The 17,113-nt window shown below is 68.9% G+C and carries 15 protein-coding genes; 3 read left to right on the top strand and 12 right to left on the bottom strand.

What is annotated here, in order from left to right:
- The first annotated feature begins 81 nt into the window (after positions 1 to 81).
- Complete coding sequence (locus BSY239_RS20195) at positions 82 to 246, top strand: DUF1328 domain-containing protein (RefSeq protein WP_069048384.1); 165 nt, start codon at positions 82 to 84, stop codon at positions 244 to 246.
- Here the strand turns inward: BSY239_RS20195 and BSY239_RS20200 are convergent, their stop codons facing one another.
- The 6 genes from BSY239_RS20200 to BSY239_RS20225 form a co-directional block, all read right to left on the bottom strand.
- Positions 247 to 663: a PaaI family thioesterase gene (locus BSY239_RS20200; protein ID WP_069048385.1), complete on the bottom strand. Its 417-nt coding sequence runs from the start codon at positions 661 to 663 to the stop codon at positions 247 to 249.
- A gap of 31 nt (positions 664 to 694) precedes the next feature.
- Positions 695 to 2,053, bottom strand: coding sequence for an MATE family efflux transporter (locus BSY239_RS20205; protein ID WP_069048386.1), 1,359 nt, complete (start codon positions 2,051 to 2,053; stop codon positions 695 to 697).
- A 19-nt stretch (positions 2,054 to 2,072) separates the two neighbouring features.
- Positions 2,073 to 2,780: an SDR family oxidoreductase gene (locus BSY239_RS20210; RefSeq protein WP_069048387.1), complete on the bottom strand. Its 708-nt coding sequence runs from the start codon at positions 2,778 to 2,780 to the stop codon at positions 2,073 to 2,075.
- Between the two features lie 107 nt (positions 2,781 to 2,887).
- Positions 2,888 to 3,478, bottom strand: coding sequence for a TetR/AcrR family transcriptional regulator (locus BSY239_RS20215; protein ID WP_069048388.1), 591 nt, complete (start codon positions 3,476 to 3,478; stop codon positions 2,888 to 2,890).
- 77 nt (positions 3,479 to 3,555) lie between these two features.
- Entirely contained in the window at positions 3,556 to 4,044 is a 489-nt protein-coding gene (locus BSY239_RS20220; protein WP_069048389.1) for a cyanophycin metabolism-associated DUF1854 family protein, read from the bottom strand.
- On the bottom strand, positions 4,041 to 6,338 hold the full coding sequence (locus tag BSY239_RS20225; protein WP_069048390.1) for a cyanophycin metabolism-associated ABC transporter: 2,298 nt from the start codon (positions 6,336 to 6,338) through the stop codon (positions 4,041 to 4,043). The genes BSY239_RS20220 and BSY239_RS20225 overlap by 4 nt, the downstream gene beginning before the upstream one ends.
- Positions 6,339 to 6,551: 213 nt before the next feature.
- Between BSY239_RS20225 and BSY239_RS20230 the strand changes: the two genes are divergently transcribed.
- Together BSY239_RS20230 and cphA are read left to right on the top strand one after the other, a co-directional pair.
- Positions 6,552 to 8,702, top strand: coding sequence for a cyanophycin synthetase family protein (locus BSY239_RS20230; protein WP_069048391.1), 2,151 nt, complete (start codon positions 6,552 to 6,554; stop codon positions 8,700 to 8,702).
- 56 nt (positions 8,703 to 8,758) lie between these two features.
- The gene (gene cphA, locus BSY239_RS20235) at positions 8,759 to 11,350 is read left to right on the top strand and encodes a cyanophycin synthetase (protein WP_069048392.1); all 2,592 of its coding nucleotides are present in this window, start codon (positions 8,759 to 8,761) and stop codon (positions 11,348 to 11,350) included.
- On the opposite strand, the gene BSY239_RS20240 is transcribed toward cphA, so the two are convergent.
- The 6 genes from BSY239_RS20240 to BSY239_RS20270 form a co-directional block, all read right to left on the bottom strand.
- Positions 11,296 to 12,423 carry an acyltransferase family protein gene (locus tag BSY239_RS20240; RefSeq protein WP_216637489.1) on the bottom strand — a complete coding sequence of 376 codons (1,128 nt, stop codon included), beginning with the start codon at positions 12,421 to 12,423 and terminating at the stop codon, positions 11,296 to 11,298. The two genes, cphA and BSY239_RS20240, sit on opposite strands and share 55 nt — an antisense overlap.
- Positions 12,424 to 12,442: 19 nt before the next feature.
- A complete protein-coding gene (locus BSY239_RS20245) occupies positions 12,443 to 13,099 on the bottom strand; it encodes a hypothetical protein (protein WP_069048394.1) in 657 nt (218 codons plus the stop codon).
- A 459-nt stretch (positions 13,100 to 13,558) separates the two neighbouring features.
- Positions 13,559 to 13,816 (bottom strand): SHOCT domain-containing protein, encoded by a 258-nt coding sequence (locus tag BSY239_RS20255; protein ID WP_083240091.1) that lies wholly within the window; start codon positions 13,814 to 13,816, stop codon positions 13,559 to 13,561.
- Entirely contained in the window at positions 13,816 to 14,292 is a 477-nt protein-coding gene (locus tag BSY239_RS20260; RefSeq protein ID WP_156775543.1) for a Spy/CpxP family protein refolding chaperone, read from the bottom strand. Before BSY239_RS20260 ends, BSY239_RS20255 begins: the two co-directional genes overlap by 1 nt.
- A 509-nt stretch (positions 14,293 to 14,801) precedes the next feature.
- Entirely contained in the window at positions 14,802 to 15,701 is a 900-nt protein-coding gene (locus BSY239_RS20265) for an isocitrate lyase/PEP mutase family protein (protein ID WP_172823135.1), read from the bottom strand.
- Complete coding sequence (locus BSY239_RS20270) at positions 15,698 to 17,113, bottom strand: FAD-dependent oxidoreductase (RefSeq protein ID WP_069048397.1); 1,416 nt, start codon at positions 17,111 to 17,113, stop codon at positions 15,698 to 15,700. Before BSY239_RS20270 ends, BSY239_RS20265 begins: the two co-directional genes overlap by 4 nt.

Consider the following 17,113-nt stretch of genomic DNA (forward strand, 5'->3'; position numbering starts at 1 on the left):
AGGCTTGCAGAATTCGGGAGCGGGGATTTCTACAGTGGAGTCATCGCAACGGCAGTCGTTGCGCCCATCCAGGAGCCAGAAATGCTGCACTACGCCGTCGTCTTTTTCATCATCGCCCTGATCGCCGCCGTGCTCGGCTTCGGCGGACTGGCTGCGGGTGCCGCGAGCATCGGCAAGGTGCTCTTCGTCATCTTCATCGTGATGGCCCTGGTGACCATCGTGGCCGACCTGGTGCGAAAGCGCTGATCAAGCCTTGGGGTACAGCACCATCTGTGTGCAGCGAAACAGCGCGATCGTCTTGCCTGTCTCGCGGTGCGTGACGGTCGCGTCCCACACCTGCGTGGTGCGCCCCAGGTGGACGGGCGTGGCCACGCAGTCGATGGTGCCTTCGCGCGCCGTGCCCAGGTGGTTGCTCTTGAGTTCGATGGTGGTGAAACCCGTGGCGTCTTTCGGCAGGTTGGCCACGCAGCCGTAGCCACAGCTGGTGTCGGCCAGCGTGACCACGCTGCCCGCGTGCAGAAAACCGTTGGGCGCCATGGTGGTCGGCTTCACCCCGAGTTCAGACCGAACCTCGGTGGGACTCACGTGGGTGATGACCAGGCCCAGGTGGCCGGGCAGTGCGTCAGCGCCGCGCGCATTGAATTGATCCGCGAGTGTGTTCATGTTGTCTCCTGTGGTGATGGTCGGAGGGGGTTCATCGCGTCCAGCTGCCCAGCCGGATCGCGATCGCAATGGTCGAACCATAGAGCACCAGGCTGAAGGCGATCACGGCAAACAGGGCCGTGGCCGAGGTCTGGAAAACGTGCACGCACAGCCAGCCGCCCACCACCAGCACCACCAGACGCGCCATGCTGCCGGCCAGCGGCCAGAACATGCGGCCTGCGCCCTGTGAGGCAAAAAACAGCGCCAGACCAAGACCGAAAAACGCGTAGCAACCGCCCACGATGTTGAGGTAGCGCGCGCCGAATCCCAGCACCTCGAGGTCGGCGGTGAAGAGGGTCATCCACAGCGCCGGCGCCAGTGCGGTGACCACGCCGATGCCACCGGTGATGGCCGCCACGACCGCACCGCCCACCCAGGCCACGCGCACCGCACGCATCGATTGCCCCGCACCCATGTTGGTGGCCACCATCGCGGTGAGCGCGGTGCCGAAGCCGAACGCGATTGGCACCAGGATGTATTCGAGCCGCGCCGCCACGCCGTAGCCGGCGAGCGCGGCCGTGCCGTAGCTGCCGACGAAGGCGGTCGCCACCGCAATGGACGCGTTGCTGATCACCGGGCTCATGGACGCCGGCAGCCCCACGCGCAGGATGTCGCGCACCAGCGGCGCGTGCAGCCGCCAGGGCGAGCGCTGCAGCTGCACGGGGCCGTCGCGTCGCATCAGGTGGGCGACCATCACGAGGGCCGAAGCGCCGTTCACCACCAGCGTGCTCACGGCCGCGCCGGCCACGCCCAGCCCGGGCACCGGCCCCCAGCCGAACACCAGCAGCGGGCACAGCACCAGGTGCAGCAGTGCCGTGGCCAGCAGCAGGACCGAGGGCAGCAGCATGTTGCCGGCGCCGCGCACCACGGCGGCCAGCACGTTGGTGAACCAGATGACCACCGCGCCGCTGAACAACACGTTCGCATACGCAAGCGCGGCATCGAGCGCCGCACCGCGCCCGCCCATGCCGCCGAAGATGCCGCGACCGAAACCGAGCAACGCCACCATGAACAGCGCTGCCAGCACGGCCGCGATGAACAGCGCCTGCTGCGCCAGGCGGCTCGCGTCCTCGCTGCGGCCCGCGCCCAGCGCGCGCGCCACCGCGGCCGTGGTGGCCCCGCCGATGCCGCCGGCCGACATCTGCATCATCAGCATGGACAGGGGGAACACCAGCGCGATGCCGGCGAGTGCGTCGGCGCCCAGGCGCCCGAGGATGTAGCCGTCGTAGCCGATCACGATGGTCATGGCGAACAGGCCCATCACGTTGGGCGTGGCCAGCCGCATGAGGGTGGGCAGCAGCGGGGCGTGCAGAATCTGCTGCACGCGGGACTGGGCGAGCGAAGCGGTCATGGGAAATGCCCGGCGGTGTTCAAGCCCGCGCGTCGCGCAGGTAGATGCCCGGTTCGGCCGAGAGGCCGAGCTTGACCTGCTGCGTGAGCTCGTCGCCCAGCACCTCCTCGGCGCCGGCTTCCAGCGCGTCGAAGGCGCGGCGCACGATGGCCTCGGGTGACGATTTCGGCATGTCCAGGCCACTCGTGAGGTCGGTGTCGACAAAACCCATGTGCAGGCCCAGCACCTGGGTGCCCTGCGCGCGCAGGTCGTTGCGCAGTCCGTTGGTGAGCGCCCAGGCGGCGGACTTGCTGGCGCCGTAGACCGCGAGCAGTGGCGAGTTGATCCAGCTCGCCACCGACAGCACGTTGAGGATGGCGCCGCCGCCCTGGGCCGCGAGCACCGGCGCAAACGCCTGGCTCACGCGCAACACACCGAAGAAGTTGGTGTCCATGTGCCGGCGGGCCGAGTCGATGCTGTCTTCGCCGAGAAAGCTGCCCAGGGCCGCGATGCCGGCGTTGTTGATCACCAGCGTCACGTCGCCGGCGTGGCGGGCGGCCGCGGCCACCTGCTCGGGGCTGTTCACGTCCAGCGCGATGGCTTCGACGCCGGGCAGCGTCACGCTCGCGGGGTTGCGCGCGCCGGCGTACACCTTGCGCGCGCCGCGGGCCAGCGCCTCGCGAGCGAAGGCCAGACCGATGCCGCGGTTGGCGCCGGTGATGAGAACGGTGGCGTTGTGGAGTTTCATGCTTCGTGCTTTCTGTTGATGGGGGTGGAGGAGACCTTGTTTATGACGATCGTCATATTCGAGATCGACATGAAAGTTGGGTGGAGAAAGGGGTCGCCATGACCGCCTCAGCCTGGGACAGGGGTGTCGTGCTGCGCCAGCAAGGCGCTGCGGTTGGCGGCCAGCAGGGCGCGCCCCTCGGCGTTGTTGCCCAGGGCGCGTGCGAGCTGCAATGCGCCCACCATCTGGCTGGCCACCGCCGTGGCCGTGCCCGGCGCGGCGTCGGCAGGCAGCGTGTCACCCACGCGTTCCACCAGGCCGCGCACGCGCTGGGCGGCGGCGGAGCGCACCTCGGGTGCCTGGCGCGGCATCTCGGAGGCCAGTGCGGCCACCGCACAACCTTCTTCGGCGTTGCTCAGGTGGCGATCGGACAGGTAGCCTTCGATCAGCGCACGAAACGGGCTGGCGCCCTTGGCTTCGCGCACCGCGTTGCCCCGCGCAATGCGCTCGGCGCTTTGCCGGCCGGCGTGCTCCAGGGCTTCGACCAGCAAGGCGTCGCGCGAGGCGAAGTGCGCGTAGAAACCGCCGTGTGTGAGACCCGCCTCTTTCATGATGTCGGCCACGCCGACGCCCTGAAACCCCGCTCGCCGGATGGCGCGTGCCGCCGTGTCGAGTATGCGTTCGTGGGTCAGGGCCTTGCGGCTGGGGGCGATTTCCATGCCGGGATTGTAGCGACAAATATGATGATCGTCATACAAACGGGCCTGCCCTTCGTCGCCTGGGCGGCCTCACGGCGTCACAGAAAACGCTCGAGGAAGCGGCGCGAGCTGCGGTCCAGTGCGTTGCGGTCGGGGATGTCGAACACCACGCCGTGTGCGCTGGTGATCAGCAGGCGGCGCTGGCCCGGCAGCCGGCGGATGTCTTCTTCCACCTTGAGCACGAGTTCGGTCGCGCCGCGGTCGGTGTCCACCTGCCAGGTGCTGGGCGTGCCGAAGGTGCTGACCTCGCGGATGCGCTGGATCACCGGCGAAAACTCACGCTCCGTCAGCGCCTGCGCCACCGCCGCGCGGCGCGTCTCGTCCAGCGCATCGAGCCGCGCCACGAACACCACCTCGTGCCCGTCGGGGCCGACGATGGAGATGGCTTCCAGGGGCGCGCTCAGCGGAAACGAGCGCACCACCTGCACACCCACCTGCGGCTCACCGCCGGCCACGCGGCACACCCAGCGGCCCTGAGCGTCGGAGAAAAGATCGAAGTCGGCCATGGGGCTTGTGGACGTGTTCATGGCGCGAGGTTGCCGGTGTGCGCCGAGGGCTGCGGCAGGTGGTGGGCCAGGGCGTTGTCGATGTGGTCGGGGTCTTCGGCGGCGGCCTGGCGCGCCTGGGCTTCGTGCAGGCGCCAGTAGTGGCCCTGGCGCGCCATCAGCTGGTCGTGCGGTCCCACCTCCACCACCTCGCCGCGGTCCATCACCACCAGGCGGTCGGCCTTGCGCAGCGTGGACAGGCGGTGTGCGATGGCAATCGTCGTGCGGCCCTGCACCAGGTTGTCCAGCGCCTTCTGGATCTCTTTTTCCGTCTCGGTGTCCACCGCCGAGGTGGCTTCGTCCAGGATCAGGATGCGCGGGTCGATCAGCAGCGCGCGCGCGATGCTGATGCGCTGGCGCTCACCACCCGAGAGGCCCTGGCCGCGCTCGCCCACCAGCGAGTCGTAGCCGTGTGCCAGCCGCAGGATGAATTCGTGCGCATTGGCCGCGCGAGCCGCGGCCACGATCTCCTCGCGCGTGGCGCCGGGTTTGCCGTAAGCGATGTTGTCGGCCACGGTGCCGAAGAACAGGAACGGCTCCTGCAGCACCAGGCCAATGTGGCGGCGGTAGTCGGCCACCTTGAAGCGGCGGATGTCGTGGCCGTCGAGCTCGATGCGTCCTTCGCTCACGTCGTGGAAGCGGCAGATCAGGTTGACCAGCGTGCTCTTGCCCGAGCCGCTGTGGCCCACCAGGCCGATCATTTCGCCGGGGCGGATGTCCAGGCTCAGGTCGCGGATCACCGAGCGGTTGCCGTAGCGGAACGCAATGCCGTGGATGCTCAGCCCGCCCTGCACCCGCACGCCCTGCACCGGATCGGCCGGCTCGGGCACGTTGGACACGTGGTCCAGGATGTCGAAGATGCGCTTGGCGCCGGCGGCGGCCTTCTGCGTCACCGAGACGATGCGGCTCATGGAGTCGAGCCGGCCGTAGAAGCGGCCGATGTAGGCAATGAAGGCGGTGAGCACACCGACCGTGATGTCGCCCTTGGCGATCTGCCAGATGCCGAAGGCCCAGACCACCAGCAGGCCGATGTCGGTGAGCAGCGTCACGGTGGGCGTGAACAGGCTCCAGGTCTTGTTGATGCGGTCGTTGACCACCAGGTTCTGCGCGTTGGCCTCGTGAAACCGCCCCGACTCGCGCTTTTCCTGCGCAAAGGCCTTGACCACGCGGATGCCCGGAATGGTGTCGGCGAGCACGTTGGTCACGTCGCCCCACACGCGGTCGATCTTCTCGAAGCCGGTGCGCAGGCGGTCGCGCACGCGGTGGATCATCCAGGCAATGAAGGGCAGCGGCAGCAGCGTGACCAGCGCCAGCCAGGGGTTGATGGAGAACAGGATGGCCGAGGTCATGAGCAGCATCAGCACGTCGGTGGCGAAATCGAGCGCGTGCAGCGAGAGGAACACCGAGAGCCGGTCGGTCTCGGAGCCGATGCGGGCGATCAGATCACCGGTGCGCTTGGCACCAAAGTAGTCGAGCGAGAGGCCCAGCAGGTGGTCGAACGCACTGGTGCGCAGATCGGCCGCGATGCGCTCGGACACCAGCGCCAGCAGCCAGGTGCGCGCCCAGCCCAGCCCCCAGGCCACCAGCCCCGCGCCCAGCAAACCCGAGAGCAGCAAGGCCACATAAGCGCTGTCGATCTGCTGGCCGTTCTGGAACGGAATCAGCACATCGTCCATGAGCGGAATCGTCAGGTAGGGCGGCACCAGCGTGGCGGCGGTGGACGCCAGCGTGAGCAGAAAGCCCGCAAGCAACTGCCAGCGGTAAGGCCGCGCAAAACGCCACAGCCGCAGCAGCACCCAGGTGGACGGCACCTCGGCCGTTTGCCGCGCACACACCTCGCACTCCTCGCTGTCGGGGTTCAGGAGCGACTGGCAGGTCGGACAGCGCAGGCCCGATTCGGGCACGGGTGCCGCGCCGCCCTGCAGGCGGGTGACGGCCAGATCGAACTGGCGCACCAGGCGCAACGCATCGGGGTTCTGGGCGAGGGTGAAACGCCAGCGCTGGCGCAGGCCGCCGCCGTCCAGCAGGTCCAGCGTGGCCACACCGGCCAGGTCGGTGTGCTGCAGGCGCTGCGCGCTGTCCAGCGGCCAGGCCTGCCGGCCACCGTCCACGTCGAACTGCACCAGTTCGCTGGCGGTGAGCAGCAGTTCGCCGCTGGCGAAGTGGCCTTGGGCGTCCAGATCGAGGGCCATGCGGGCCAGCACGTCCGCAGGGGTGGCGTCGGCTTGGGCGGGGCCGAGGGCGGCGGAGTGGGGGTGGGCGGGCGTGGTTTGCATGAACCGGAAATTGTGCGCCAACTCACCGGCGTTGCTGGTGTGACATACAGCCACAATTTGTCGTGCACGGCTCAGCCGCACGTCCCCGGGACGGCGCAGAATGCGGGCTGCGGGTGTTTGAGGCACTTGCGCAGGGCGGCGTGTGAAGGCGCGAGCCCCCCCATTGACAGCCGGGTCCCTTGCCCGGCTTTTGTGTGTTCAATCCCGGGTTTTATGGATTCAAACCGTTTTGCGCTGACTGTGCTTCGCCACCGTTTCCTCGGAGGTCCGAACGTCTGGACCTACCGCTCCACGATGGAGGTGTGGCTGGACCTGGGTGAGCTGGAGCAGCACCCGTCCCACACCATCGAAGGCCTGACCGACCGGCTGCTGGCGTGGCTGCCCGGCCTGGCCACCCACCATTGCGGCGTGGGCGAGGTGGGGGGGTTTGTGCAGCGGCTGCGCGAGGGCACCTGGGCCGGCCATGTGCTGGAGCACTGCGTGATCGAACTGCTCAACCTGGCGGGCATGCCCACCGGCTTTGGCCAGACGCGCAGCACCAGCCAGCCCGGTGTCTACCGCATGGTGTTTCGCGCGCGCAACCGCGCCACCGCCGAAGCGGCCCTGACCCACGGCCATGCGCTCTTGCAGGCGGCGATGAACAACCAGGCCTTTGATGTGACTGCTGCCGTGAAGGCCCTGCACGACGTGGTCGACGCCACCTGGCTCGGCCCGTCCACGGCGGCCATTGTGAACGCGGCCACCGAGCGCGGCATTCCGCACCTGCGCCTGACCGAAGGCAACCTCGTGCAGCTCGGCCAGGGCGCGCGCCAGCGCCGCATCTGGACGGCGGAAACCGAGCTCACCAGTGCGATCGCCGAGAACATCGCCAGCGACAAGGACCTGACCAAAACCCTGCTGCAAAGCTGTGGCGTGCCGGTGCCCGAGGGCCAGATCGTGGCCAGCGCGGCCGAGGCCTGGGAAGCGGCGCAAGACATCGGGCTGCCGGTGGTGGTCAAGCCCAGCGACGCCAACCACGGGCGCGGCGTGTCGCTCGAACTGAGTGAGCAGGCCGACATCGAGCGCGCGTTTGCCATTGCCGATGCCGAGGGCAGCGACGTGATCGTGGAGCGCCACATCCTGGGCAACGAGCACCGCGTGCTGGTGGTGGGCGGGCGTGTGGTGGCGGCCAACCGGGGCGAGAGCCTGTGGGTCACCGGCGACGGTGTGGCCACGGTGAAAACGCTCATCGACCTGCAGCTCAACAGCGACCCGCGCCGCGGCGAGGCCGAAGAGTTTCCGCTCGAGACGATCCACCTGGAGCGTGAACCGGCCATGGCCCTGCTGCTGGAGCGCCAGGGCCTGGGGGCCGACGCCGTGCCCGCCGAGGGCCAGCGCGTGCTGGTGCAGCGCAACGGCAACATGGCCTACGACTGCACGGATGACGTGCACCCCGAGGTGGCCTACATGGCGAGCCTCGCCGCGCGCGCCGTGGGCCTGGACATCGCCGGCATCGACATGGTCACGCAGGACATCGGCCGTCCGCTGCACGAGGTGGGCGGCGCCATTGTGGAAGTGAACGCCGGCCCCGGTCTGCTCATGCACCTGCGCCCGGCCATCGGTCAGCCGCGCCCGGTGGGTGAAGCCATCGTGGCCCAGCTGTTCGACCCTGCCACGCCCATGGCCGGGCGTGTGCCCCTCATCGGGGTGAGCGGCACGCGAGGCACCGCGCTGCTGACCCGCGCCGCAGCCTTCCTGCTCGACCTGGCGGGCGCTCCTGCCGGCCTCGCATCGAGCGAAGGCATCCACATCGGGCGCCGGCGCATCGAGCGCGCGGGCGCCGACTACTGGGAGCAGTGCCAGCGCCTGCTCATGAACCGCGAGATCCAGGGCCTGGCGGTGGAAACCCCGCCTTCGCTGATCCTCGACCACGGCCTGCCCTACGACCGCTGCCTGGTGGGCGTGGTGACCGACCTCGGTGGCTGGGAAGGCTTGGCGCACCACGACATTCTTGATGCCTCGGGCATGCCGCGCGTGCTGCGCACCCAGGTCGACGTGGTGCTGGCGCAAGGAGCCTGCGTGCTCAACCTGGACGAACCCGGCGTGGCCGCGCTGGCCGAGCATTGCGACGGCAGCAGCCTGGGCTATGGCGCCGGTGCGGTGCCGGACGGCGTGGACATGCCACGCACCGTGCGCTGGCAGGCAGATGCGGTGTGCCTGATCGACAACGGCGAGGTGATCGCCCGCGCACCACTGGCCGGCATCACCGACATGGCGACCGCGCACATCCTGTGTGGTGCCGCCGCGGCGGCCTGGGCCGCTGGCCTGAGCCCGGTGCTGGTGGCCGCGGGCCTGCAGCGCTTTGACACCCTGCCGCGCGTCTGACGTCGTCACCCCGCACCGCACTTTCACCGCACCCCAACCGAATTCCGACATCCGCCATGGACATCTCCCGCATCCGTGCCTTGCGTGGTCCCAACCTCTGGACCCGCCAGACCGCCATCGAAGCCATCGTGCACTGCCCGCCCGAGGAGCGCTCGTTGAGCTCCCTGCCTGGGTTCGAGGCCGCCCTGCGTGCGCAGTTTCCGCAGCTCGGCCGTTTCCCGCGCCCGGCCGCCGACCTCTCGCTGGCCAATGTGCTCAAGCTGGTGGCGCTGGCCTTGCAGGCCCAGGCCGGCTGCCCTGTGAGCTTTTCGCGTTGCACCGAGACCGTGGAGACGGGCACCTACCAGGTGGTGGTGGAGTACACCGAAGAGGCCGTGGGGCGCGAGGCCCTCAAGGCCGCCGAGCAGCTCATTGCCGCCGTGCGCACCCAGCCAGGAGAGGCCTTCGACGTGGAGGCCGTGATTGCGCGCCTGCGCGAGATCGACGAAGACGTGCGCCTGGGCCCGTCCACCGGCTCCATCGTCAACGCGGCGGTGGCGCGCGGCATCCCGTTTCGCCGTCTCACGCAGGGCTCGCTGGTGCAGTTCGGCTGGGGCTCGCGCCAGCGCCGCATCTGGGCCGCCGAGGTGGACAGCACCAGCGCGGTGTCGGAGAGCATCGCGCAGGACAAGGACCTCACCAAGAACCTGCTGCGCGCCGCCGGCGTGCCGGTCCCGCTGGGTCGGCCGGTGGACAGCGCCGAAGAGGCCTGGGCCGCGGCGCAGTACATCGGCCTGCCGGTGGTGGTGAAGCCGCGCGACGGCAACCAGGGCAAGGGCGTGACCGTGAACATCGTCTCGCGCGAACACCTGGAGCTGGCCTACCGCGTGGCCGCCGAGTACGGGCAGCCGATGGTGGAGAAATACCTGCCCGGCAGCGATTACCGCCTGCTGGTGGTGGGTGATCGGCTCATTGCCGCGGCGCGGCGCGACCCGCCGCAGGTGACCGGCGATGGTGTGCACACGGTGGCGCAGCTGGTGGCCCAGGTGAATGCCGATCCGCAGCGCGGCGATGGCCATGGGACGTCGCTCACGCGCATGCGCATCGACGAGATCGCGCTGGCGCGCCTGCAGATCCAGGGCCACACGCCCGACACCGTGCCGGCCAAGGGCGAGCGCGTGGTGCTGCGCAACAACGCCAACCTCTCCACCGGTGGCACCGCCACCGACGTGACCGACGACGTGCACCCCGAGGTGGCCGCCAGCGCCGTGGCCGCGGCCCGCATGGTGGGCCTGGACGTGTGCGGTGTGGACGTGGTGTGCGAGACCGTGCTCACGCCGCTGGAAGACCAGAGCGGCGGCGTGGTGGAGGTGAACGCCGCGCCCGGCCTGCGCATGCACCTGAGCCCCTCGTACGGCAAGGGGCGCGCGGTGGGTGAGGCCATCGTCGATCATTTGTTCGCGCCCAACCAGAACGGCCGCATTCCGGTGGTGGCTGTGACCGGCACCAACGGCAAGACGACCACCGCGCGCCTGATCGCACACCTGCTGCACACGCAGGGCTACCGCGTGGGCATGACCAACACCGACGGCGTGTACGTGAACGGCCGCCAGACCGACAGCGGCGACTGCGCCGGCCCGCGCAGCGCGCGCAACGTGCTGATGCACCCCGAGGTGGACGCGGCCGTGTTCGAGACCGCGCGCGGCGGTGTGCTGCGCGAAGGCCTGGGGTTTGATCGCTGCCAGGTGGCCGTGGTCACCAACATCGGCTCGGGCGACCATCTCGGCCTGAACTACATCACCACCGTGGAAGACATCGCAGTGCTCAAGCGCGTGGTGATCCAGAACGTGGCGCCCACCGGCTACGGTGTGCTCAACGCAGCCGACCCGCACTGCATCCGCATGGCCGAGGTGTGCACCGGCGAAGTCATCTTCTTTTGCGGCGACGGCAACAACCCGGTGCTGGCCACGCACCGCGCGCAGGGCCGTCGCGCCGTGTGGGTGGAGGACGGGAACATCGTTGCCCTGCAAGGCGAACGCCGCCACGAAGTGGCGCTGGCCGACATTCCCATGACCCTGGGCGGCCGCATCGGCTTCCAGGTGGACAACGCCATGGCCGCGCTGGCCGCGGCCTGGGGCCTGGGCATTCCGTGGGCCCGCATTCGCAAGGGTCTGGCCACCTTCCAGAGCGACCCCGCCAGCGTGCCGGGCCGCTTCAACCTCATGACGTTGCGCGGCGCCACCGTGATCGCCGACTACGGCCACAACCCGGACGCCATGCGCGCCCTGGTCTCGGCCGCCGAGGCCATGCCGGCGCAGCGCCGCATGGTGGTCATCAGCGGCGCGGGCGACCGGCGCGACGAAGACATCCGCGAGCAGACCCGCATTTTGGGCGCGGCGTTCGACGAAGTGATCCTGTACGAAGACGCGTGCCAGCGTGGCCGCACCGAGGGCGAAGTCACGGGGCTGCTGCGTGAGGGCCTGGAGGGCGCCACGCGCACGACCCGCATCGACACCATCCAGGGCGAGTTCGTGGCCATCGACACAGCGCTCGCGCGCCTGCAACCGGGCGACCTCTGCCTGGTGCTGATCGACCAGGTGGAGGCGGCGCTGCGTTATTTGCGCGAGCGCTGCGATCCGGTGGCTTCAGCGTCCGGCGCCATCGCCTGAAGCGGCACCGCGGGCCGACGAGCCCGCCCCAGTCCCGCCAGGCGCTGCTCCACGCCGTGGTGGAAAGCCGCGCCCGCCAGGTTGCACGCCAGCCAGGCCACCAGCACGCCGAGCGTCTGTGTCCACGCATCGGGGCTGGCGTAACGCGTGAACCACGCGTTCACGACCAGCGCCACCGGGAAGTTCAGCAAAAACACCCCGTAGGAGATGCGGCCCAGGTAAGCCAGCGCGCGGCTGCGCGGCCAGGTGAACAGCCAGCCGCTGCGGTGCGCCCAGGCCAGCGCCAGCGCCACACCCAGCGCGAGCGCAATGCGGGTGCGCCAGTCCAGCGCGAGTGACAACAGGGTGATCAGCACCATGGCCGCCAGCCAGACCGCGGCGCTGCGTCCTGCCTGAGCCCGGCTCAACCAGAAGGCCAGCGCGCCCAGGCCATAGGCACCGAAAAAGTAGAGGGCCCAGTTGTCCCATCCGCTGTCGCGGTTGAAGTGAAAGAGCGAGGCCAGCACCACGGCCACCACCAGCAGCGGCGCCACCCACCCCAGCCGCCGGCCCAGCCACAGCAGGCCCAGCAGCAGCGCAAACAGCTGCACGTCGATGGCCACGTACCAGACGCCGGCCGACAGCGAGTCCACCCCCAGCAGGCTGTGGATCAACAGCGCGTGCGCCACGAACTGCCACAGCGTGGGCGGCGCCGGCAGCGAGTCGTGGGTCATCCAGACCCGTGCGATTTCGGTGCACACCATGGCCAGCAAGAGCGCCGCCGTCAGCGGCAGGCTGACCCGCACAAAACGCTGCCAGAGCAGGGTCAGTGGACGTTCGCTGCGCAGAACACCGTCGGGCGCCAGGCTGCGTGCGGCCAGGAAACCCGCCACCACGAGAAAGATCTGCACCGCCATGCGCGCATGCTGGCTGAACCAGCCCACCAGACCCGGCGCGAGCGGGTACGTCCAGTCCGACATGGGGCCGTAAAACGCCAGGTGGTGCAACACGATGAACTGCGAACCGACGGCTTTGAGTGCGTCGATGAAGGGCAGGCGCTCAACAGCGGGCGCGCGAGACATCGGGGTTGACATGGATCGGGAGGGACCGGGATCAGGAGACGTCGCTCGACTGCGAAACGCCGGCCACCGCCGCGCCGCCCCCGCCGCCCCCGCCACCACCCCGTCCACCGCGGGCCTCGGCTCCGCCACCGCGCCGCGCACCTGCACCGCCCGCATTCACACGCAGCGGCCCCTGGTTCGGGATCAGGTCGGCGGGTGCCGGCGTCAGGTCCAGCGCCTGGCGGATGAAATCGCGAAGGGAAATGACCAGTGGAGCCACCTCGACATTGCGCCCCGCCACCATCTCGTTGGCAGCCAGTGCGGCCAGCCGCACCTGTTCTTCGGTGCCCAGCAAGATGACGTCGGACAACGCGGCTTCCACGGCATCGCGGATGCGGCGGCGGCGCTCGGAAGCGCTCGCCAGCGCGGCCGTTTCGCCGTCTTCATCGGCATCGACATCGCGGCGCTGATCCCGCAGGTGGGCCGGGTCCACCGCCAACACGCCGGTGAACGAGCCGCCCAAGGTCTTGTAGGCCGCAATCAGCACCTTCAGGCGCTCGTTGATCTGGCGGTTCTCACGCTCGCGCCGGCGCTGGAAGGTCTGCATGAACACCAGGCGGATGCCCACGAACACGAGCGACACCACGATCAGGCTGAAGAGCGTGGTGAAGACCGTGGACCACGAACTGAAATCGAGCATGCCGCGCACCGCTGGAGCTCAGAAAGTGGACAGGCCGTCGCAGGGCGTCAGAGCAATTGCTCTGACGCGCAAGCAAAATCAACGAAGTACATAGCCGCGCTCCCTTCAGTTCAGTCGATGGATGACGCAGTTTATGCGACGGGCCTTCGGCCCTCACAGCGTTGTTGCGACTGCGAGATGGACTGCGTGATGTTGCGTGCGACCCATGGGCTTCCGCCGGTGTCCCGGACGGTTTGCCTGGCCTGCCAGGCTTTTCAGGCTCGGGGTCGGCGAGCCTCCTGATCCGTGCTCCAGGTCGGTCACTTCGCCCGGGCGGCTGGCCGCTTTCTCATCGACTTGGCGGGTCGCCTGGTCGCAGGGCAGCGCCGCGCCCCGTTCTGGATGGTCCAAACCACCGTTTCGTGGACCATGGCGATGGAGCCGTTGCCGACCTCGACGGTCACGCCCATCGGTCCCAGAGCTTGATCTTCACGGGCCATCCTTGCGCGTCAGCGTGCGCTTGCGCGCCTCGTACTCGTTCTCGTCGATCTCGCCGCGCGCGAAGCGCTCGCGCAGAAGTGCCAGTGCGTTGTCGGTCGCAGCCCCGGTGCGAAGCCCGCCGCTTGGGATCGTCCATCGCAACAAAGCGATCAGCGCCACGATCAGCAACACCCACCAGAGCACGTGGCCCACAGCGAACCACCCCCAACCCGGCCCCCACCCGTCCATGTGTCCCCACATGTTCATCACCCCGGCGGCTTGAGGCCGCCCGTCAACCGCTCGCGTTGCTGGGGCGTCAGCACCTCCAGAATGCGTTTCCGCGCCTCCAGGTGGGCGTTGAACATCTGCTGGCGCAGCGCGCTCATCTGCTCGAAGCGCTGACGCTGTGCGCCTTCTTCGGCCCAAGTCGTCATCGGGCTGCTCCCCGCGTGCATCGCCTGCATCGACGCCCACGAGCGCTCGTGCAGTTCGTTCTGGATGGCGGCAATGCGCGTGCGCTGATCGGCGCTCAGGTCAAGCCGCTCCAATCCCCAGACCATGGCGCCTGGAGATTCCATCATGCCCATGCCCATGCCATAGCCGTAACCATCGCCCACCATGGTCGGCCAGGCGCGCATCGTGCCGGGGCCACCGCCCCAGCCCCAGCCCATACCACCGGGATGGCTGCACGCGCCCAGCAGCAGCGCCAACCCCACCATCACCCATGTCTGTCTTGATTTCACGATGCACCTCCTGTGACGAGCATCCACTTTGCGACGCCGGGCCACCGGGCGCGTTGATCCAGGTCAACACATCGACAAAGAGGTGGGGCACCGTCGACGCCAGCGAATCCGATCCGCAAGGTGTGAGCGTCAGGCTCCCGGATGGCTGTAAGCGGGTGTTGCGACCTTCTCGTTGGTGCAAGGCGTCTTCTCTCGTGTGCGTTCGTTGCTGTTACCGAATCGACTTTGAAGTACAGGGGGCCGCAGGGCATGGCAAGGGCTCGACCGGTGTCCGGCTCGAAGCCATCCGCCGCTCGCGAGACCTTGGCGGCCAACAGCTGCCCGCGTCAGTTGATGAATGTCATACCCTGAACAGGGCAGTCGCTACAACTGGCGACCTCCGGTCGCAGCATTGTGGCGCCCTACTTGCGACCGGCAAAACGCTCCGGCGTTCTTCATGTTTCCTGCGTGGACGTGCGCAGCGACAGCGGGTGATCTCCCCCAAGTGGCCAGAGTCGGCCTGGATCAGGTCACGGGCCAGTTTCCCCCGTCAGCTGATCCGCATCCTCGTAGCGTCGGCCCTGCGCCAGCAGCTGCGGGGTTTCAATGGCCGCGTTCAGACCATCGAAATCGAGCATCCTTCCTTGCCAGGGCCGCGTTGTCTGGTGCGCCTGCAGGCTGGCGTAGTAGCCCTGCAAGGTGTGCAGCACCGCGCGCGCGGTGCCGCCCGGAAAGATCACGATCCTGAATCCACGCGCACCCAGCTCGGCAGCACTTTGCACCGGTGTCTGGCCACCCTCGACCATGTTGGCCAGCAGTGGCACGCGCCTGGCGAATTGGCCACAGGTGCGGTCCATCTGTTCATCGGACCGCAGGGCTTCGATGAACAAGGCATCCACCCCGCACTCGAGATAACGCTCGGCCCGCTCCAGGGCCGCGTCCAGCCCTTCGACCGCCACCGCATCGGTGCGCGCGAGGATCAGCGTGTTCGGGTCGTGCCGCGCATCGAGCGCGGCGCGCAGCTTGCCCTGCATCTCGGCCACCGGCACCACGCCCTTGCCGTCCAGGTGGCCACAGCGCTTGGGAAATGTCTGGTCTTCGATCTGGATCATCGCGGCGCCGGCGCGTTCGAAGTCGCGCACCGTGCGCTGCGTGTTGAGCGCGTTGCCGAAGCCTGTGTCGGCGTCCACGATGACCGGGATGTCCACCCGGTCAGTGATGTGGGCCAGGGTCTGGGCCACTTCGGTTGCGGTGGTCAGGCCAATGTCGGAGCGGCCGAGTCGGGTGTAGGCGATGGACGCGCCCGACAGGTACACCGCCTCAAACCCGGCCTGCTGCGCCACCAGCGCGGTCAGGGCGTCGTACACGCCCGGTGCCAGCAAGGCCTTGGGCTGCTGAAGGCGTCGAGGCAGTGTGCGGGGCTGGTTCACGGTGCCGCTCTTGGTCGAAGGGTTTGAACACAGTGGGCGGCGGTGTGGGCGGCGATGTGACCGCCCGCGATCGCGCTGAGCAAGCCGTTGCCCGACAAGTAGCCCCAGACCGCGCCTCCTGACACGCCACGCGCCGCGCCGCCAGCGGCCAGCAGATTGGGCAGGGGCGTCCCGTCCTGAAGCAGCACCCGAGTCTGCGCGTCGACGTCGAGGCCGCCTTGGGTGTGGAACAAGGCGCCGGTGACCTTGACCGCATGAAACGGTGCCTGAAGCGCACGTTTGAAGGTGCGGCCGGTGAGCGGTTCGCTCCCGGGCTGCACGGCATCCAGCGTGGCCTGCAAGGCGTCCACCGGACAACCGATGATCCGCGCCAAGGCTGCGGTGTCCGCTGCGTGTTGCACCGCGCCCGCGCCCTGCGCGGCCACAAAGTCGGGGAAGCCCTGCGCGAAGGCCAGCAAGGTGTCGTCGAACACGTTCCAGGCCACACCACCGGGCTGCGCCAGCACGTGCACCGCCGCCTCCGAGTAGCCCTGGGTCTCGTCGTGAAAGCGCTGGCCCCGGGCATTGATCTGCACGCCGCCCTCCATCATCAGCGCCCAGGAAATCAGCGCGCCTTGCGGCATCGCCCACGAGCCATGGCCCTGGTAAGCGCCCAGGTCGGCCGAGCGCGCACCGAGCTGCTCGCCCCAATGCAAGGCACTGCCGTCGTTGCCCGCGTGGCCGGCGTAGGTGGCCTCGGCCATCTCGGGCAGCAGGTTCTTCACCATGGCCGGGGCACCGCCAAAGCCGTTGCAGGCCAGCAGAACCACGTCGCAACGCAGGCGCTCCACCACGCCGCCGGGCCGCACGAAACCCACGCCGTGAACGCGTTGTTTTTCGTCGGCCCAGAGTTCGGTCACCTGCGCCTGTGTGAGCAGCATCACCCCGGCGGCGTCGGCGGCGGCCTGCAGGCGGCTCATCAAACCAGCGCCGGTTTTCTCCGGCACGGCGTGCATGCGGTGCGCGCTGTGGCCGGGGTAGAGAAAGTTGTCGAGCACCTGCCAGGGCACACCGTGGTGCGCTTCCAGCGCATCAAGCGCGGGGCCGATCTGGCTGGCATAGGCCTGCACCAGATGCGACGCGGCATCGCCGTGCGCCTTGGACTGGATGTCGCTGGCGAACAGGTCCACGCTGTCGTGGATGCCCTGCGCGGCCTGCGCCCGCGTGAGAGGCGCTGGAATGAAGCCCGACGACAATGCGGTGGAGCCGGCCGGAAACGCGTCGCGCTCCAGCACCACGCACTCCACCCCCAGGCGGTGCAGGGCCAGCGCGGCCGTGAGGCCGCAGGCGCCCGCACCCACGATCACCACCGGTGTGTGGTCGTCGGCCTGCATTTCGTGGGCCGGGCGGACTTGCGGCAACGGTGTGGTCAT

Source organism: Hydrogenophaga sp. RAC07 (genome assembly GCF_001713375.1).
Lineage (GTDB): Bacteria > Pseudomonadota > Gammaproteobacteria > Burkholderiales > Burkholderiaceae_C > Hydrogenophaga.

Bases quoted from the DNA above. Each gene is read 5' to 3' on its own strand.
- BSY239_RS20195 (WP_069048384.1), top strand. From the start codon at position 82: ATGCTGCACTACGCCGTCGTCTTTTTCATCATCGCCCTGATCGCCGCC.
- BSY239_RS20200 (WP_069048385.1), bottom strand. From the start codon at position 663: ATGAACACACTCGCGGATCAATTCAATGCGCGCGGCGCTGACGCACTG.
- BSY239_RS20205 (WP_069048386.1), bottom strand. From the start codon at position 2,053: ATGACCGCTTCGCTCGCCCAGTCCCGCGTGCAGCAGATTCTGCACGCC.
- BSY239_RS20210 (WP_069048387.1), bottom strand. From the start codon at position 2,780: ATGAAACTCCACAACGCCACCGTTCTCATCACCGGCGCCAACCGCGGC.
- BSY239_RS20215 (WP_069048388.1), bottom strand. From the start codon at position 3,478: ATGGAAATCGCCCCCAGCCGCAAGGCCCTGACCCACGAACGCATACTC.
- BSY239_RS20220 (WP_069048389.1), bottom strand. From the start codon at position 4,044: ATGAACACGTCCACAAGCCCCATGGCCGACTTCGATCTTTTCTCCGAC.
- BSY239_RS20225 (WP_069048390.1), bottom strand. From the start codon at position 6,338: ATGCAAACCACGCCCGCCCACCCCCACTCCGCCGCCCTCGGCCCCGCC.
- BSY239_RS20230 (WP_069048391.1), top strand. From the start codon at position 6,552: ATGGATTCAAACCGTTTTGCGCTGACTGTGCTTCGCCACCGTTTCCTC.
- cphA (WP_069048392.1), top strand. From the start codon at position 8,759: ATGGACATCTCCCGCATCCGTGCCTTGCGTGGTCCCAACCTCTGGACC.
- BSY239_RS20240 (WP_216637489.1), bottom strand. From the start codon at position 12,423: ATGTCAACCCCGATGTCTCGCGCGCCCGCTGTTGAGCGCCTGCCCTTC.
- BSY239_RS20255 (WP_083240091.1), bottom strand. From the start codon at position 13,816: ATGAACATGTGGGGACACATGGACGGGTGGGGGCCGGGTTGGGGGTGG.
- BSY239_RS20270 (WP_069048397.1), bottom strand. From the start codon at position 17,113: ATGACCACACCGTTGCCGCAAGTCCGCCCGGCCCACGAAATGCAGGCC.